Source organism: Microbulbifer aestuariivivens, assembly GCF_039545115.1.
Classification (GTDB): Bacteria; Pseudomonadota; Gammaproteobacteria; order Pseudomonadales; family Cellvibrionaceae; genus Microbulbifer; species Microbulbifer aestuariivivens.
Map to the genome: position 1 here is coordinate 159,383 of NZ_BAABRT010000007.1, position 17,122 is coordinate 176,504.

Consider the following 17,122-nt stretch of genomic DNA (forward strand, 5'->3'; position numbering starts at 1 on the left):
CCACTTTTCTTGTGGCCGCTTTTTTATGGCTGCCTGGTCAGGCTGCCACCACCGGCGGGCAAGCGCAAAAAAATTGGTGACTGAGAGGAGGTATTTGGTACTAGTGTGCGGTTTGCGCTCAGGCCTCGGCGAAGCGCGGCTTGTTTTGCAGCCAGCGGGCGACCAGCTGTTGCCGGGCGGCTTCGGGCAGGGCGGGGGAGGCGGCGATACGCTGCACCTGCGGCAGCAGGTGGGCATCGCGCTGCAGATCGGCGATGCGGTGTTGTATTTCTCCGGTCTGGCGGGTGCCGAGGATTTCCCCGGGGCCGCGCAGGCGCAGGTCCTCCTCGGCGATGGCGAAACCGTCGCTGTGCTGGCGCAGCGCCTGCAGGCGGGCCCTGCCGCCTTGCGACAGCGGGGTGCCGTAGAGCAGCACACAGTGGCTGGCTACCGAGCCGCGCCCGACCCGGCCGCGCAACTGATGCAGCTGCGCCAGCCCGAGGCGCTCGGGATTCTCGATAATCATCAGGCTGGCATTGGGGACATCGACGCCCACTTCGATCACTGTCGTCGCCACCAGCAGGTCCACCTCGCCGGCCTTGAAGGCGGTCATCACCTGTTCCTTCGCCTCCGGTTTCAGGCGCCCGTGCACCAGCGCCACGCGGCAATCCGGCAGCGCCGCCGCCAGTTCCTCGGCGGTGGATTCGGCGGCCCGCGCCTGCAGGGTTTCAGACTCCTCGATCAGGGTGCAGACCCAGTAGGCCTGGCGGCCCTGGGCCACCGCGTTGTGTACCCGCGCCACCACTTCATCGCGGCGCTCGGTGGAGATGGCCACGGTGTTGATGGGCTGGCGACCGGGGGGCAGTTCGTCGATCACCGAGCAGTCCAGGTCGGCGAAGGCGGACATGGCCAGTGTGCGCGGGATCGGGGTGGCGGTCATGATCAGCTGGTGTGGCTGCACCCGCACGCTCCCGGCCTCGCCGGAGCCCTTTTCCCGCAGCTCCAGCCGCTGGCGCACGCCGAAGCGGTGCTGCTCGTCGATCACCACCAGCCCCAGATGATGGAAGATCACTTCCGCCTGAAACAGTGCGTGAGTGCCCACTACCAGCTGCGCGTCACCGCTGGCGATGGCCGCCAGCTGCGCGCGCCGCTCGGCCGCCTTGAGGCTGCCGGTGAGCCAGGCGACACGGATACCGAGGGGCTGCAACCAGGCGGTGAAATTGCGCCGGTGCTGTTCGGCGAGGATTTCAGTGGGCGCCATGACCGCCACCTGGGTGCCGGAGCCGAGCGCGCGCAGCGCCGCCATGGCCGCCACCAGAGTTTTGCCGGCGCCCACGTCGCCCTGCAGCAGGCGCATCATCGGGCGGCTGCGGGACAGGTCGCTGGCGATCTCGGCGCAGACCCGCTGCTGGGCGCCGGTGAGCGCGAAGGGCAGGCGCTGGAGAAAATCCCGCTCCAGCGCCGCATCTCCGGGCAATTGGGGCGCGCGCAGGTGTTCGCTGTCACGGCGCAGCGCCAGCAGGCTCAGGTGGTGGGCGAGAAGTTCTTCCAAAGCCAGCCGCTGCTGGGCCGGGTGCTGGCCCTCGGCCAGCTGCGCCAGGTCTGCGTCCGCGGGCGGGCTGTGCAGGTAGCGCAGCGCCGCCGCCAGCGGGTACTGCAGGTGTTGCGGCAGCAGTGCGGTGGGCAGCAGCTCGCTGACGCCGCCATCGCCCAGGCGCTCCAGCGCCTGCTGGGCCAGCCCGCGCAGGCGCAGTTGGCTGACGCCTTCGGTGAGGGCGTAAATCGGCGTGAGGGTCTCTTCAGTGGGGGCGGCTGCAGCGCCCAGTATTTCCGTCTCCGGGTGCACCAGTTCCAGCCCGGCGGAGCCCCGGCGGGCCTCGCCGAAGCAGCGCAGCCTGACACCGCGGGCGAAACGGTTTTTCTGCGCGGCGGAAAAATGGAAGAAACGCAGAGACAGGGTGCCGCTGCCGTCCTGCAGGCGCACCAGCAGGCTGCGGCGGCGGCCGAAGACCACATCGGCGGCGCGCACTTCGCCCTCGATGACCGCATCAAGACCCGGCGTCAGTGCGGCGATGGGGGTGACCCGGGTGCGGTCCTGATAGCGCAGCGGCAGGTGAAACAACAGATCCTGCACCGTGGCGATATGCAGCTTTGCCAGCACCTGGGCAAATTTTTCACCGACGCCCTTGAGGGTGGTAATGGGCTGGGCGGACAGGTCGGTCACTGCTCACCCAGCTGGCACTGGCTGATGGCGTTGCGCAGCATATCGATGGCGCGGTGGCGGGGAAAACTGGCGCGCCAGGCCAGCGCCACGGTGCGACGGGGTGCCGGCGCCGCGAAGGGGCGCGTCTCCAGCAGGCCGCTGGCGTACTGGGAGGCGGTGGCCGCGGAAAGCGGCAGTACCGTAATGCCCAGGCCGGAAGCCACCATATGGCGCAGCGTTTCCAGGGAGCTGCCGTCGGCGGCGGTGCGTATCCGTGCGCTGCTCTGTTCTTTCTCGATGGACTGCTGCAGCTGCGGGCAGGCCTCGAGCACCTGATCGCGGAAGCAGTGCCCTTCCCCCAGCAGCAGCACATTGTCCTCGGACAACTGTTCCGGGGAGATGCTCTCCTGCTTTGCCAGTGGGTGGCCGGCGGGCATCAGAACCACGAAGGGCTCATCGTAGAGCGGCTGGGTGACCACATCCGGCTCGGTGAAGGGCAGTGCGATGATGATGGCATCCAGCTCGCCCTTGCGCAGGCGCTGGCGCAGGGTGGCGGTGTAGCCCTCCTCCACGTAGAGGTGCATATCCGGCGCCGCGCGCTGCAGCTGCGGAATAAAATGCGGGAACAGATAGGGGCCGATGGTAAAGATGGCGCCCACCGACAGCGGGCTGGCGAGCTGGTCCTTGCCGGCGCTGGCGATGTCCTTGATGGCCGAGGCCTGTTCCAGCACCAGCTGCGCCTGAGCGGCGATGCGCTCCCCCAGCGGGGTCGCCTGTACCCGGGTTTTGGAGCGCTCGAACAGCGCCACGCCCAGCTCTTTCTCGAGCTTTTTGACCGCGATGGACAGGGTGGGCTGGCTGACAAAGCAGCGCTCGGCGGCGCGGCCGAAGTGCTGTTCCTGGGCCAGGGTAACGATATAGCGCAATTCGTTGAGCGTCATAGAAGGCAATCAGAAGTTGGGAGTCTATAGCTATTATTCATAAATAATGGCTATCGGCCAACGCCAAGTCTGACTGGTGATACGAAACGCATTTGTTAGTAAAAATGGCTATTTATGTGTCTGTTTCAACGGAAACGGCGCAAAATTTTGCTATATCTGTTGCAGTGAAAGAGGAGAGCCACCCCATGGGTATTTTTTCCTGGATAATTCTCGGACTCATTGCCGGGGCTTTGGCGAAGTGGATCATGCCGGGGCCAGATCCGGGTGGCTGGGTGGTGACCATCGTGATTGGTATTGTCGGTGCCTTTATCGGTGGCTGGGTCGGTTCCCTGGTGGGTATCGGTGGACCGGTTACCGGCTTCGGTCTCGGCGATATTGTGACGGCGACGGTTGGTGCGCTGATCTTTCTTTTCATCTTTCGCGCCCTGCGTAGCCGGGGCGGCTGAGGGCGCTTGCCGGTGCAGAGCTTCGGCTGACTCCCGGCAGGTTCCCGGCAGAGTCCCGGCAAGGGCGCGCAAGAATCCGCTGATGGCATTTGCCCGTAACAGTCGGTTACTGCGCGATATAGCGCGATATAGAATGTACCCCGCTAGGCAAGTGGCGGCTATGGAATTCGCGGTAATGGAATTCGCAGTAATTAAAGCTCGGCGGGTGTTGAAATCAGACCTTTTGTGACACAGTGTTCGCACACTGCGGCCGGGTTAGCTTTGGGGGATTGCGGCAAGCGGGGCGGTTCTGCCCACGTGTTGGCGCCAGGAATTTATGGCAAAAGAAAAACTCTGGATATTCGGTTGCGGAGATCTGGGCACCCGCCTGGCCCCACTGCTGGACAAAAAGTCGTACACCATTTACGGCGTGCGCCGCAACCCACTGGTGGCGCTGGCGCGCATGCGCCGTGCCGACGGAGTCAACTGGCGCCGCGGCAATGCCACCAGCGCGGAAAATATCGAGCGCCTGCTGACAAAGGGCGCGGATATCGTGCTCGCAACCTTCACCCCGGACGAATATACCGAAGATGGCTACCGCCGTGCCTACCTGGATACCGCCATGGCGCTGGCCGCTGTGTTGCCGCGGCTGGAGAAACCCCCGCGCCTGGTGATCTGGGTATCCTCAACCCGGGTTTACGGTCAGGGCGGTGATGAGTGGATCGACGAGGGAACGCCGGCGCTGCCGGACGGCCTGCAGGGCAATATCCTGCGAGCTGCGGAAGATGTGATTTACGGTGCGCTGCCACAGGCGCTGGTGGTGCGTTTTTCCGGCATTTACGGCCCGGGCCGCGATCGCCTGCTGTCGCAGGTGCGCGCCGGTCGCTGTGCGCCGCCGCAGCCACCGCAGTACAGCAACCGTATCCACGTGGAAGACTGCGTTGGCTTTATCGCTTATCTGATCGAGCAGCACCGGGCGGGCTGGACGCCGGAGAGGCTCTATATCGGCACTGACAGTGAACCGGTGCCCATGCACGAGCTGCAGCTATGGCTGGCCCGCGCCATGGGGTATACCGCCGCGCATTTGCGCGAATACAGCACTGACACGGAGCGCGGCTCGAAAAAACTCAGCAACCAGCGCATGCTGGCCACCGGCTACCAGTTGAAATATCCCGATTACCGGGCCGGCTACAGCGCGCTGCTGGAGCCGGCCTAGCGCGCCCGCCTGTCTGACCATTTGCCCGGTCATTAAGGGCCTGCAGCAAAGGGCCTGACCGGGGCAACGGGTCAGCGGGCTTAGATCACCATTACCCCTTCCGCCTCGAACAGCGCGCCCTTCGGCAGTTCCTTGACGCCGACGGCGGCGCGGGCGGGATAGGGCTGCTCGAAGAATTCCGCCATCACCTCGTTGACCGCGGCAAAATCGCTGAGGTCGGTGAGGTACAGGTTCAGCTTGACGATATGGCCGAGGCTGCCATTGGCGGCCTCGCAGACTGCGCTCAGGTTGCGGAAGACCTGCCGCGCCTGCTCGGTGAAATCGCTACTGACAATCTCCATGCTCTGCGGGTCGAGGGGAATCTGGCCGCTGAGATACACGGTATGGTCCACCTTGACCGCCTGAGAGTAGCTGCCGATGGCGGCGGGCGCCTTGTCGGTTTTAATTATGGCGCGATTGGTCATGGGTAACTCCACCACTTTCTGAAAAAGAAAGCGGGCAAATATAGCGCGGCTTGCAAGGGAATGGGAGCGGCGCCAAGGGTGCGCCACACAGAAAGTGAGGCTTTTTTCGCTACAGCGGCGATTGGCTGGCGGTCATCACAAAATCAGCCGGGGCGCGCGATGCGAATCACCGCCGGCAGGTTGCGCAGGCGTTTCACCACCCGCGCCAGGTGTACGCGGTTGCTGACTTCGAGGGTGAGGGAGATGACGCTGTTGCGCGCATCCTTCTCGTCCACGTGGATCTGTTCGATGCTGGCCCCCTCTTCGGTGATGCGCGTGGCCAGGCGGGCGATGATGCCGCGCTCGGATTCCACTTCAACGCGAATATCGCCGAGGAACTCGCCCTTCACATCCGGCGACCAGTTCACCGCCATGATGTTCTCCGGGTGCTCACGGAAATCCACAGTGTTGCGGCAGGACTCGCGGTGCACCACCACGCCCTTGCCGGAGCTGATATGGCCGATGATGGTGTCGCCGGGTATCGGCCGGCAGCAGCGGGCGAAACTGATCAGCATGCCCTCCTGCTCGTCGATGGTCAGCGGCGAGGAAATATTGCTGGCCCCGGCCTCTTCCTTGTCCGGCGGCGCGAGCAGTTTGGCGGCCGAGAAGGCCACCTTGTTGCCGAGGCCGATTTCCTCCAGCAGGTTTTCCAGCGACAGGCACTTGGCTTCGCGCACGCCGTGTTCGATCTGCTCCTCGCTGAGCTCATCGAGTGCGGTGTCAAACTTGCCCAGGGCTTTTTCCAGCAGGCGGCGGCCGAGGGCCACGGAATCGTGGTGGCGCTGGTGCTTGAGGAAGTGACGGATGGCGCTGCGGGCCTTGGCGGTGACGACGAAATTGAGCCAGTTGGGGTTGGGCTGCGCCTTGCGGCTGGTGAGGATCTCCAGCTTCTGGCCGCTCTGCAGGGGCTGGGACAGCGGCGCCAGGCGCTGGTTGATGCGTACCGCCACGCAGGTGTTGCCGATATCCGTGTGCACCGAGTAGGCGAAGTCCACCGCGGTGGCGCCGGCGGGCAGGTCGATGATTTCGCCCTTCGGGGTAAATACGTAGACCTCGTCCGGGAATAGGTCGATTTTCACATTCTCGATAAATTCCAGCGAGTCGCCGGCGCGCTGCTGCATTTCCAGCAGGCCCTGTACCCAGCGCCGCGCGCGAACCTGGCTGGTGCCGCCGGTGTTGATCACTTCATCGCCGGAGGCCTTGTACAGCCAGTGCGCGGCGATACCGCTGTTGGCCATCTCGTCCATTTCCTTGGTGCGGATCTGCACTTCGATGGGCACGCCGTGCATGCCCAGCAGCACCGTGTGCAGGGACTGATAGCCGTTGGACTTGGGAATGGCGATATAGTCCTTGAACTCGGAGATGACCGGCTTGTAGAGGTTGTGAATCACTCCCAGTGTGCGGTAGCTGGTGTCCACGCTGTCGACGATGATGCGGAAGGCGTAGACGTCCATGATTTCCTTGAACGACTTCTTCTTCGCGCGCATCTTCTGGTAGATGCTGAACAGGTGTTTCTCGCGGCCGATCACCAGCGCGTCTATGCCTTCGCGCTGCAGCCGCACCTCGATGGCGTTCTGGATCTTCTCCAGCAGCTCTTTGCGGTTGCCCCGCGCTGCCACCAGTGCCGCGCGCAGGCGGCTGGCGCGCAGTGGGTGAATGGCGAAGAAGGCGCGATCCTCGAACTCGATGCGCACATCGTTCATGCCCAGGCGGTGGGCGATGGGGGCGTAGATCTCGAGGGTCTCGCGGGCGATGCGCACCCGCTTCTGCGGCTTTAATACCCCCAGGGTGCGCATGTTGTGCAGGCGGTCGGCAAGCTTGACCAGAATCACGCGAATATCCCGCGCCATGGCCAGGGCCATTTTCTGGAAGTTTTCCGCCTGCTTTTCCGCCGGGCTGTCGGTCTCGAACTGGGTCAGCTTGGAGACGCCGTCAACCAGCTCTGCCACTTCCTCGCCGAACTGTTCCGCCAGCGCCGCCTTGGGAATGCCGGTGTCCTCGATCACATCGTGGAGCATGGCGGCGGCCAGGCTCTGGTGGTCCATGTGCATGCTGGCGAGAATCGTCGCCACCGCCAGTGGGTGGGTGATGTAGGGCTCACCGGAGCGGCGCTGCTGGCCGTCGTGGGCCTGTTCCGCATAGAAGTAGGCGCGGCGGACAATCTGGATCTGGTCGGGGGGAAGGTAGGAAGAGAGGCGGTGGGCCAGACTGTCGATGGTATGCAAAGCCGCGCGCGCCTCTCAGTTAGAACTCAAGCGATCGGTAGGAAATTAAAGATCCTGCTCGGACAGGTACACCGGCGCCTGCGGGCGACGAATGGGTGCTTCGTCCTCGTCCACCTCGTCGAGGATGCTGGCGTCTACCAGGCCTTCGGCGATCTCGCGCAGGGCGAGCACGGTGGGCTTGTCATTTTCCTCGGGCACCAGCGGGTCTTTACCACCGGTTGCGATCTGGCGGGCGCGCTTGCTGCCCACGATCACCAGTTCAAAGCGGTTGTCGACGTTGTCGAGACAATCTTCAACGGTAATACGTGCCATATAGTTTCGGTTCCATAGCAGTGCCCGGGGCGGGCGAATTCGGGGCGCGCGGAGGCCGACGGCGGCTCCGGCGCGGGACCGGTAATCTTAACGCAGCCGGCGGTGTACGTAAATCGAACAGGGCCGGCGGCGGCGCGAATCAGGCCGTGGTGTCAGTCCCGCTGCAGCAGTGCCTGCAGCAGCGGGCCGTGGCGCAGCTGCTGTCGCTGCAGGCGCTGGCGCTGGGCGACGACGATGGACTGCAGTTCCCGCAGCGCCGCCTGGAAGTCGTCGTTGATCACCAGATAATCCGCCTCCACGAAGTGGGACATCTCGTCGATGGCCTGCTCCATGCGCCGTTCGATCACGCTCTCCTCGTCCTGGCCGCGTCCGGTAAGCCGTTCGCGCAGGGCCTGCTGGGAGGGCGGCAGGATAAAAATGCCGACGGTATCCGGCAGCAGCCGGCGCACCTGGGCGGCGCCCTGCCAGTCGATTTCCAGAATCACATCGCGGCCGCTGCGCAGTGTTTCCTCGACCCAGTCGCGGGAGGTGCCGTAGAAATTGTCGAAGACCTGGGCGTGCTCGAGAAAGGCGTTGCGGTCGAGCATGGCGATAAAGGTATCGCGGTCGACAAAATGATAATTGATTCCGTCTTCCTCGCCCGGGCGACAGGCGCGGGTGGTGTGGGAAACCGACACGGTGACCTGGCTGTCGCTGTCCACAAGCGCTTTGACCAGGCTGGTCTTGCCTGCGCCGGAGGGCGCCGAGACGGTGTAGAGGGTTCCTGTCTGCACAAGGGTTCCTGTATTCGGGGCAAATGCGTCGCGCATTATAACGAACTGGCGCCGGGAGTGAGCGGCGGGTTGATCGCCCCTCTTGCACGGCCCCTTTGAACGGCGGATTGCAGGACGGGGGGGAGGGCGAGTTTACCAGTCCGCTGGCAAAAGAAGCCCGCTATGGGCAGCGGGTGCTTCTTTTGTCTGATCGCGCTGGCTAGTCGCCGGCGAGGGCGACGGCGGCGCCCTTGTGGGCAAACGCCAGTCGCCACCAGATCAGTGCGCTTGTGGCGGCGTAGGTGGCGATAGCGAGGCCGAGAAGTGCCGGCGCCAGCGGCGCGCTGAGCAGCACTGCGCCCAGGCGCAGCAGTTCCGCCCGTCCCGCCAGGGGGTGACCGTCGAGAATGCGGCCGTTGATTGCCAGTCCCGCGCCCAGCAGTGCCACCGCGCCCAGCAGTTGCCCATAGCTGAGCTGGGCCGCGTACCAGAGCAGTGCCAGGGTCGCGCCCGAGTAGACCACATGCTGGGCGAGGGCGTAGAACCGCTGGCCGGCGCTGATCTTTGGATCGTAACGCTGGAACTGCGCCAGATCGGTTGAGGGCAGCGGCATGGCGGCCTCGGCGTCCGCCGGGCGGTAACCGGTGCGGCGGAACCACAGCGTCAGCTTGTCCCACCAGCTGCGGGTGTGCCAGGCATCCAGCGCCATGCGCTTGTAGTGTTGCAGGTTGGCGGCGAGGGGATCAAAGGTGTTGAGCGGTTTGCGCACGCCGTAGATACAGGGCTCCCCGTCCAGTTCCTCCTGGTAGGTGCCGAACAGCCGGTCCCAGATAATGAAGACACCACCGTAATTTTTGTCCACATACACCTTGTTCTGCGCATGGTGCACACGGTGGTTGGAAGGGGTGACCAGAATCCACTCCATCCAGCGCACCTTGGGGAATTTCTGCGTGTGCACCCAGAACTGGTAGATCAGGTCGATGGCACCGGCGGTGATCAGCAGCTCCGCCGGCAGGCCGATCAGGAGCAGCGGCATATAGAAGATCCAGCCGATCGGCAGGCCGCCAATGGGCTGACGCAGGGCGGTGGTGAGGTTGTAGTCCTCACTCTGGTGATGCACCAGGTGATCGGCCCAGAAGATGTTGATCTCGTGGCCGAGGCGGTGGCGCCAGTAATAACAGAAGTCGTAGGCGACGATGGCCAGCAGCAGGTGCCAGCCGCTGTCCAGCGACCAGTTGAAACCCATGAACTGGTAGTAGGGCTGCAGCAGCGCAAACAGCGGAATGTAAATCACCAGCAGCAGGCCCTTGCGCACCAGCTCGCTGAGGCGGCTCATGATCCCCGCCCCCAGGCTGCCGATGGCGTCGTTGAGGCGGTACAGCCCCCAGCCATAGCGGCGATCCAGGGCCAGCTCCACCAGTACGGCGAGCAGGAAGAAGGGGATGGCCAGGGTGACAAGGTTCACGGCAACCTCTGCTTATTGTTTTCCTGAGATTGATGGCGAAGATGCCACAGGCGCCACTGCGGGCAAATGTCCACAGGGGCCAGATTTTAAAATCCGTCAGTATTGCCTGTAATAAGTAGGCCCCGGTGCGGAGAACAGGCTGGGGTGGCGGTCACTGCGAACCCGGCTGCAGAGGTGCGAAGAGGTTATCCGCCAGCTCTCGCACCGCATCGCGATCCCCGGTTGCGCGAAGATAGCTGCGCAAACCGATCATTTCCACCTGCAGCTGCCGCGCCAGCAGGCCCGGGTCGACCTGCGCGGACAGCTCCCCCGCCGCGATGGCGGATTGCAGGTGGCAACGGAAATTTTCCTCGGTGGCGGCGAGCAGCGCGCGGGTCTCGCTCAACAGCTCGGCCTCGCCCTCGTCCAGTTCGGAGAGCGACTTGGCCAGCAGGCAGAGTTCGCTGGGGGCGTTGTCACCATCCTGCAGGAGGATCTGGCGCAGGAAAGTCCGCAGTCCATCGAGAATCGCGCCCTCTTCTGCCAGGCACTGCTGCAACCGCTCGGACATCTCCTCGGTATAAAAATGCAGGACTTCGCGGAAAAGACCCGACTTGCTGCCAAAGGCGGCATAAATGCTGCCCGGGCGCATATCGATGGCCTGCTGCAGGTCGCGGGTAGAGGTGGCGTGAAAACCTTTTTGCCAGAACAGGCGGGTGGCTCTTTCCAGCACCTGGCGGCGATCAAACTTTGCGGTGTTGGCCATGGGGATTCGCACCTCTTGAGCAGTTGCTCAAATGGTATCCCCTGTGTACCGGGCGGGCAAACTTGAAGCCGGTTGAGCGAATGCTCAACTTAGGGTAGGGTTGCCAACTTGAACGGCCGCTCAATCGCCCCGCAGCGGTGAGGCAGGGGCGCTGGCTACACTCAGGGGAGCTGCCTGGAGACCAAGCCCGGCGCCGCCCTCATGAAAGGGCAAAGGGCAAAGGGCAAAGGGCAAAGGACAAAGGGCAGAGGGCAAAGGCGAAAGTGCAAAGTCTGAACTCGCTGGTCCGCTATCGCCGCGTTGCTACAGGTCTGAAACCCCGGCGGCGGCGTAGCATGCCCTTTGGCCTGTGAGGATGGTGGGTTCAGCCGCTTGCACGCCATCCATTTTTACCAATGACCACTATCGCTAATTACTGCTGACAGTATTTACGCAACAGTACTTACCAATAAACGGGAGCCGACAATGATCAACGCCTATGCCGCAACCGAAGCCGGTGGTGAACTTTCCCCCTACCAGTACGATCCGGGGGCGCTGAAGCCCGACGAAGTGGAAATCGATGTGATGTACTGCGGGCTCTGCCACAGTGATGTAAGCATCATCGACAATGACTGGGGCATGTCCAGCTACCCGGTGGTGCCCGGGCATGAAGTGGTGGGTCGCATCGGCCAGGTCGGCGAGCAGGTGACTTATCTGCACCAAGGCCAGCTGGTGGGTCTTGGCTGGCATTCGGGCTACTGCAATCACTGTCACTCTTGCAATTCCGGTCACCAGAACCTCTGTGTCGAGGCCACCCACACCATTGTCGGCCACCACGGCGGTTTTGCCGACAAGGTGCGCGCCCAGGCCGAGGCCGTGGTGCCGATCCCCGATTCCATCGACCCGGCCAAGGCCGGTCCGCTGTTCTGTGCCGGCATCACCGTGTTCAACCCGCTGGTCCAGTTCGATATCAAGCCCAACAGCCACGTCGGCGTTATCGGTATCGGCGGCCTGGGTCACCTGGCGCTGCAGTTCCTGAACGCCTGGGGCTGTGAAGTAACCGCGTTTACCTCCAGTGACTCCAAACGCGACGAGGCGCTGCAGCTGGGCGCCCACCATACCCTCAACTCCCGCGATGAAACCGCCGTGGGCGAAGCCGCCGGCCGTTTCGATGTGATTATTTCCACGGTGAACGCCAAGCTTGACTGGAACCTGTACCTGTCCACGCTCAAGCCCCAAGGGCGCCTGCATTTTGTCGGCGCCACCACCGACCCGCTGGATATCAGCGTGTTCCCGCTGATCATGGGCCAACGACAGGTGTCCGGCTCGCCGGTCGGCAGCCCCGATACCATTGCCCAGATGCTGGAATTCGCCGCTCGCCACAAGGTCGAGCCGAAGGTGGAAATGTTCCCCATGAGCAAGGTCAACGAGGCCATCGTCCACTTGAAGAAAGGCGATGCCCGCTATCGGATTGTGCTGGAAGCGGGCAAGTAACCCTCAAATAGCTCACTCTGTCCCAGTCAGAAGGCCGGCATCACGCCGGCCTTTTTTATGCCCATCTGCTAGGAAAATTCTGCAACTGGTGATTAAGGAATTGTGGGCGCGCCTGAAATGGAATTGCCTGATATGCATGGGGTGCCGGGGCTTCACCCTGGCACTAACGCTGGCCCCTTATGGTAGGCTCTGCTGATAAATACAAAAAATAAGAAGATGACATGGGGAACAGCAATGGCAAGCACAGGAAAAAGGCGCGCGTCGAAATCTTCTGGGACATTATTCGGGGCGATGTTTTTTTTCGCCGGTGCATTCTTCCTGACGATTTTCACCGGCAAACCCCTGCTGGAGTGGATGCAGATGCAGGGCTGGCAACCCATGCAGGCGCAGATTATCGAGGCCGAGCTGCAATCAGACCGCAGTGACGATGGAAGCCGACTCTATAGCGTCAGCGGTTCTTACCGCTATCGCTTTGACGGGCGAGAGTACAGCGGCAATCGTGTTTCCCTGCATACCGGTAGTGACAACATCGGCTCCTATCAACGAGATCTGTATCGTCGGCTGGACCGCGCCCAGGGGCGGTTTTTTCCGGGTTGGGTAAATCCCGACAACCCGGCGGAGTCGGTGCTGGATCGCGACCTGCGCTGGCGTCTGGTGCTGTTCCCGGGCTTGGTGAGTTCTGTGTTCATACTGCTTGGCGCAGGGGTGTGGTACCTGACCTGGCGGCGACAGCCGGTGCTGGATCAGTCCCTGCTTGACAGAACCCCGTGGCTGGCTCGAAGTGAATGGTCTGTGGAAGGGATCTATTCCAACAGCCGTGCCACTCTTGCCATTTGTTGGTTTGTGGCGCTGGTGGTCAGTGCGATCGGCTTGCCAATGCTGGCCGCTAGCCTAGTAATACTGGAAAACCGAGAATACCTTTTCTTTGCTGCAATCCTGATTGTGCTTTTAATAGCGATGGGGTCTAGTTGGTACAGGGCAATACACAAGACCATCGAGCACCGGCGCTTCGGTCCGGTCCCGGTGGTGCTGGACCCATTTCCCGGCCAGATTGGTGGCCGGGTGGCGGGATACCTGCCGTTTCCACGCCGTTTTGGGCTGGCGGACAGGTTTGAGTTGATATTGCAGCAGATGCATACCCGCACTCGTCGTAACCATAAAGGTAGTGACGTGAGCGAGACGGATTGCCTGTGGGAGCTGAAATCGCGGGGTCGGCTGCGCAATATCCCCGGCGGTTCGCGGCTCTATTTTGCCTTTGCGGTGCCCGAAGACATGAAATCCTCACGCATCGAGGATGGCGATGGTTACTGGTGGTCGCTCAAGGTCCGCTGCCGGATGCAAGGCGTGGATTTTGATCGGGAGTATGAGATACCGGTATTCCGGGTACCGGGCGTTGAAGTGAAGCCAGAGCGGGCTGCTGCACGCCCCAAGCATGGCCGCGCCAGCTTCGAAAAAGCAGAGGATGCCCGTGGCGGGGCATCAATGCGCACGGCACCGGCCCCTTCACGGTCCTCTCCACAGTTCAGCCGCTCTGCTGCCAATGCCAACCCGGCACCGCTGGTCAAAGGCCAGGTGGATTTTACCAAGGAGATCGAACAGTTTCTGGATATCAAGCAGCGCGCTGGTGAGCTTGTGGTTAGCCAGGCCCCCGGTAAACAGAAGCTGGCCAAGCCGCTCATGGTGTACGCGCTGCTGTTCTTGGCCATCGGCATCGGTGTGGCATTTACCGATGCACCGCTGTTATTCCCGCTCGCCTTTTCCGCCTTCGGCTTCCTGTTATTGATAATGGGTGTGCTGATGCTGACCACCGGCTACGAGACATCCATAGGCAGGGACCGGGTGGTGCATCGCATCCTGCGCTTCGGCAAGGAGCGCAAACGGCTCAGCTGGCCGCGTTCCCAGATCCGCGGTTTGGGCTTGGAGCTGGGCGCATCCTCTTCCGGTGGAAAACGCGTGGAGTATTTCAATCTGGTTCTGCAACACCGCAATGGTGAAAAAATCAAGATCTGCAGCGGCCTGGAAGGAAAGCAGGCAGCCGCACAGTTGCAGCAAGATCTGGGGATGCTGACCAGCCTGAAAAGTGTGGATACTTATGCTGGTTGAGGCAGGGGGAATAATTTGTGAGAGGCGATTGGCGGGAAAATTAGGAAAATTAGGGTCAGAGTAACATTTTGCCGTTTTAGGAAAATTAGGGTCAGAGTAACATTTTGCCGTTTTAGTCTTTTCCTGTTACCTAAAGCCTTCTTATTTAGGAAGCTTTGTAGTTCTTGAGAATGTGGTAACAGCTAAAGATGTAAGGGTATTGGTGTCACTCAGAGCTTTGGCCTAGATTCTCTGGAATAGTCCGCTGTGAAACCTCACTCGATATTCTGCACCTAAATGCAGAAATGTAGCGCTTTAGCCATGTATATATTGGGTTTGGCATTTCGGCCATTAAGTTTTGGTACAAATATTGGTACAAGCATTTTAAGCACTCAAATTTAGACAGATCGCCATTCTCATAAATCGGTCTGATGATGTAAGAGTGTGGGCGTATCCTAGCGATGCATTCTGCTCACATCATAACGTCTCTGCATTCGCAGTGTGATATTCATCCAGGAGGCATCAATGTCACCCACGAAGTGAGCGCCAAGCTGAGATAGCCTGCTCTCCCTTTTCTCTCCTACTCACATTCGAGGTGCCGCGATAAGGACTGGCAAGTTGTTATTGCGGTCCCACGCAAAAATACTGGGCGAAATCGTGTCGGAGGGGTGGTGGATACCCATGCTCCGCTTTCAACAAGCGCACCGCTAAAGCGTATTGTACGTCTTTTGCGCTAGGGGCTGGGCTATCTGGAGGGCTGGAGTAATGCTTCCGGGATCGCAGCTGGTAGGTGGCAGGTTCGTGCGTCTGCGAGTCGCATCGGCTTCTGGAGCTGTCTGCTAATTGATCAAGGATGGTGCTGGGTACGAAATTGTGGCCGTACTGCATAATTGGGTCACGGAGAGCCCAACCTCGACAGCTGTGGATAACTGGTTTATATTATTGGGGAAATATGTTTATTTATAAACCACAGGCTATCTAACAAATTGCTTCGTATGGAGGTGGACGTGTTCTCAGAACGTTTGATGCGCGCCCGCAAGGCAGCGGGGCTATCTATGAGTGCGCTCGCGACCGAAGTGGGTGTATCAGCTAATGCCATCAAAAAGTACGAGCATGGCGAGACAATGCCGACTTCTGCAAACTTGCTTAAGCTGGCTAAGGCTTTGGGTGTCCGCACAGAGTACTTTTTCCGTCCACTTAAAGTCGATTTGCAGGGTGTTGAATACCGTAAACGAGCGAATACGCCGCAAAAGCTACTTGATCAGATAAATGGCGACGTGATGGATCAAGCAGAGCGGTGGACAGAGCTGCTTGATCTTTATCCTGACTCTGTAGAGCCGGTCCCTCCTTTTTGCCTGCCAGATGGCTTGCCTGATCAGGTTACGTCTTTCGAGCAAATAGAAGATATAGCGATCCTGATGCGATCGGCTTGGGCATTGGGGTTGAATCCAATTCCAGAGTTGATAGATACCCTAGAGTCCAAGGGGATAATGATTATCTCGACGGATATCGAAGCTAAGAAGAAGTTTGATGGACTGGCGGGCACCATTGATAGTACGCCGGTAGTCGTGATTTCGTCGCACCATCCTGGTGATCGCCAACGGTTTACACTTGCCCATGAGCTAGGCCATCTGGTTCTTAGTGGCCGTTTAAGTGAGGGTTTGGACGAAGAAAAAGCCTGCAATCATTTTGCAGGAGCTTTCCTATTGCCCAAGCCAGCGTTATTACAGCACTTGGGGGATCGACGCGGAGCCATTGAGCCTCGCGAATTATTTATGCTCAAGCATGAGTTTGGGGTGAGCATGATGGCAATCCTGGTTCGCGTGGGTCAGTGCGGGATTATTTCTGAGAGTTTACAAAAACGATATTACATGACTTTCAGTAAGCGTGGCTGGCGTACTCAAGAGCCTGGGCAGGCGTATCCACAGGAGGAGACCAATTTGTTTAAGCAATTGGTTTACCGCGCACTTGGGGAGGGCTATATCGGAGAGCCCAAAGCGGCGGAGCTAATAGGTATGTCTCTGTCGAGCTTTCATAAGGAGCGAAAGCTAGGGGTCTCTGATGCAGCTTCTCATCAGTGATGCCAACATCCTAATTGACTTGGAGGAAGGGCAGCTGATTGAGCTAATGTTTCAGCTGCCCTATCAATTCTCTATTCCAGATATTTTGTTCTATGAGGAGCTGGAGGAAGAGCACCAGAGCCTTCTTGACATGGGGCTACAGCTTAGTGAGCTCAGCGGAGATACCATGAGCTACGCTCTAGAATTGATCCCCCGCTATACCAGACCTAGTCGGAACGACTGTTTTGCCCTCGCGCTGGCTGCGCAGGAAAAGTGCCCCTTATTAACTGGTGACAAAGATTTAAGAACTGCTGCCGAGAAGGAATCTGTCATGGTCAGAGGCACCATTTGGTTGGTAGAAATGATGGTAAAGCAGGCATTGATTACCACCGATGAGGCGCGGGCTGCATTCCAGAAAATGCAAGAAACCGGCCGAAGACTACCTTGGGCAGTTGCCGAAGCCCGGCTTGATGAACTAGACAAGGACAATAATAACTCCTGACTGGAGGTCTACCAGCGCCCCCACTCCAGTTCGACACTGATATTGCTCAACTACTCCAGATCATCGCAAGTCGCCGGCCTTTGAAACTGAAAACTGAGGCAATATTTCTATTTGGATTAGTTCAGACCAAATCTGACACCTCTCCTTGAAAAGAAGGGGTTTACCGGTTTTGATGAAGGTGCCTAAACCCAAAGTCAAAACCAAGGATAAACCCCATGATCCATACTAACGATCGCATC

Annotated in this window: 14 protein-coding genes; 6 read left to right on the forward strand and 8 right to left on the reverse strand. The window is 60.3% G+C overall.

Features of this window, described 5'->3' with window-relative positions:
• Window positions 1–118 precede the first annotated feature (118 nt).
• Together recG and ABEA58_RS06245 are read right to left on the reverse strand one after the other, a co-directional pair.
• On the reverse strand, window positions 119–2,203 hold the full coding sequence (gene recG / locus ABEA58_RS06240; protein ID WP_345549832.1) for an ATP-dependent DNA helicase RecG: 2,085 nt from the start codon (window positions 2,201–2,203) through the stop codon (window positions 119–121).
• Entirely contained in the window at window positions 2,200–3,123 is a 924-nt protein-coding gene (locus ABEA58_RS06245; protein WP_345549833.1) for a hydrogen peroxide-inducible genes activator, read from the reverse strand. The genes recG and ABEA58_RS06245 overlap by 4 nt, the downstream gene beginning before the upstream one ends.
• 185 nt (window positions 3,124–3,308) lie before the next feature.
• Between ABEA58_RS06245 and ABEA58_RS06250 the strand changes: the two genes are divergently transcribed.
• Both ABEA58_RS06250 and ABEA58_RS06255 read left to right on the forward strand, forming a co-directional pair.
• Window positions 3,309–3,569 carry a GlsB/YeaQ/YmgE family stress response membrane protein gene (locus ABEA58_RS06250; protein ID WP_345549835.1) on the forward strand — a complete coding sequence of 87 codons (261 nt, stop codon included), beginning with the start codon at window positions 3,309–3,311 and terminating at the stop codon, window positions 3,567–3,569.
• A gap of 316 nt (window positions 3,570–3,885) precedes the next feature.
• Entirely contained in the window at window positions 3,886–4,764 is an 879-nt protein-coding gene (locus tag ABEA58_RS06255) for a sugar nucleotide-binding protein (RefSeq protein ID WP_345549837.1), read from the forward strand.
• Window positions 4,765–4,844: 80 nt separating this feature from the next.
• Here ABEA58_RS06255 and ABEA58_RS06260 read toward each other — a convergent pair whose 3' ends face one another.
• From ABEA58_RS06260 to ABEA58_RS06285, 6 genes are all read right to left on the reverse strand, one after another.
• Entirely contained in the window at window positions 4,845–5,228 is a 384-nt protein-coding gene (locus ABEA58_RS06260) for a RidA family protein (protein WP_345549838.1), read from the reverse strand.
• A 143-nt stretch (window positions 5,229–5,371) separates the two neighbouring features.
• Window positions 5,372–7,492 (reverse strand): bifunctional GTP diphosphokinase/guanosine-3',5'-bis pyrophosphate 3'-pyrophosphohydrolase, encoded by a 2,121-nt coding sequence (gene spoT, locus ABEA58_RS06265; RefSeq protein WP_345549840.1) that lies wholly within the window; start codon window positions 7,490–7,492, stop codon window positions 5,372–5,374.
• A 45-nt stretch (window positions 7,493–7,537) separates the two neighbouring features.
• The gene (rpoZ, locus tag ABEA58_RS06270) at window positions 7,538–7,804 is read right to left on the reverse strand and encodes a DNA-directed RNA polymerase subunit omega (protein ID WP_345549842.1); all 267 of its coding nucleotides are present in this window, start codon (window positions 7,802–7,804) and stop codon (window positions 7,538–7,540) included.
• Between the two features lie 152 nt (window positions 7,805–7,956).
• Window positions 7,957–8,577 carry a guanylate kinase gene (gene gmk, locus ABEA58_RS06275; protein ID WP_345549843.1) on the reverse strand — a complete coding sequence of 207 codons (621 nt, stop codon included), beginning with the start codon at window positions 8,575–8,577 and terminating at the stop codon, window positions 7,957–7,959.
• 199 nt (window positions 8,578–8,776) lie between these two features.
• Window positions 8,777–10,021: a sterol desaturase family protein gene (locus tag ABEA58_RS06280; RefSeq protein WP_345549845.1), complete on the reverse strand. Its 1,245-nt coding sequence runs from the start codon at window positions 10,019–10,021 to the stop codon at window positions 8,777–8,779.
• 151 nt (window positions 10,022–10,172) lie between these two features.
• Window positions 10,173–10,766: a TetR/AcrR family transcriptional regulator gene (locus ABEA58_RS06285; RefSeq protein ID WP_345549847.1), complete on the reverse strand. Its 594-nt coding sequence runs from the start codon at window positions 10,764–10,766 to the stop codon at window positions 10,173–10,175.
• Between the two features lie 465 nt (window positions 10,767–11,231).
• Here ABEA58_RS06285 and ahr point away from each other — a divergent pair, with 465 nt between their 5' ends.
• The 4 genes from ahr (at window position 11,232) to ABEA58_RS06305 (ending at window position 16,883) form a co-directional block, all read left to right on the forward strand.
• On the forward strand, window positions 11,232–12,239 hold the full coding sequence (gene ahr, locus ABEA58_RS06290; RefSeq protein ID WP_345549848.1) for an NADPH-dependent aldehyde reductase Ahr: 1,008 nt from the start codon (window positions 11,232–11,234) through the stop codon (window positions 12,237–12,239).
• Between the two features lie 291 nt (window positions 12,240–12,530).
• Window positions 12,531–14,342 (forward strand): DUF3592 domain-containing protein, encoded by a 1,812-nt coding sequence (locus tag ABEA58_RS06295; protein WP_425563517.1) that lies wholly within the window; start codon window positions 12,531–12,533, stop codon window positions 14,340–14,342.
• Window positions 14,343–15,328: 986 nt separating this feature from the next.
• Window positions 15,329–16,402, forward strand: coding sequence for a helix-turn-helix domain-containing protein (locus tag ABEA58_RS06300; RefSeq protein ID WP_345549850.1), 1,074 nt, complete (start codon window positions 15,329–15,331; stop codon window positions 16,400–16,402).
• On the forward strand, window positions 16,383–16,883 hold the full coding sequence (locus ABEA58_RS06305) for a PIN domain-containing protein (protein WP_345549851.1): 501 nt from the start codon (window positions 16,383–16,385) through the stop codon (window positions 16,881–16,883). The genes ABEA58_RS06300 and ABEA58_RS06305 overlap by 20 nt, the downstream gene beginning before the upstream one ends.
• The last annotated feature ends 239 nt before the right edge of the window (window positions 16,884–17,122 follow it).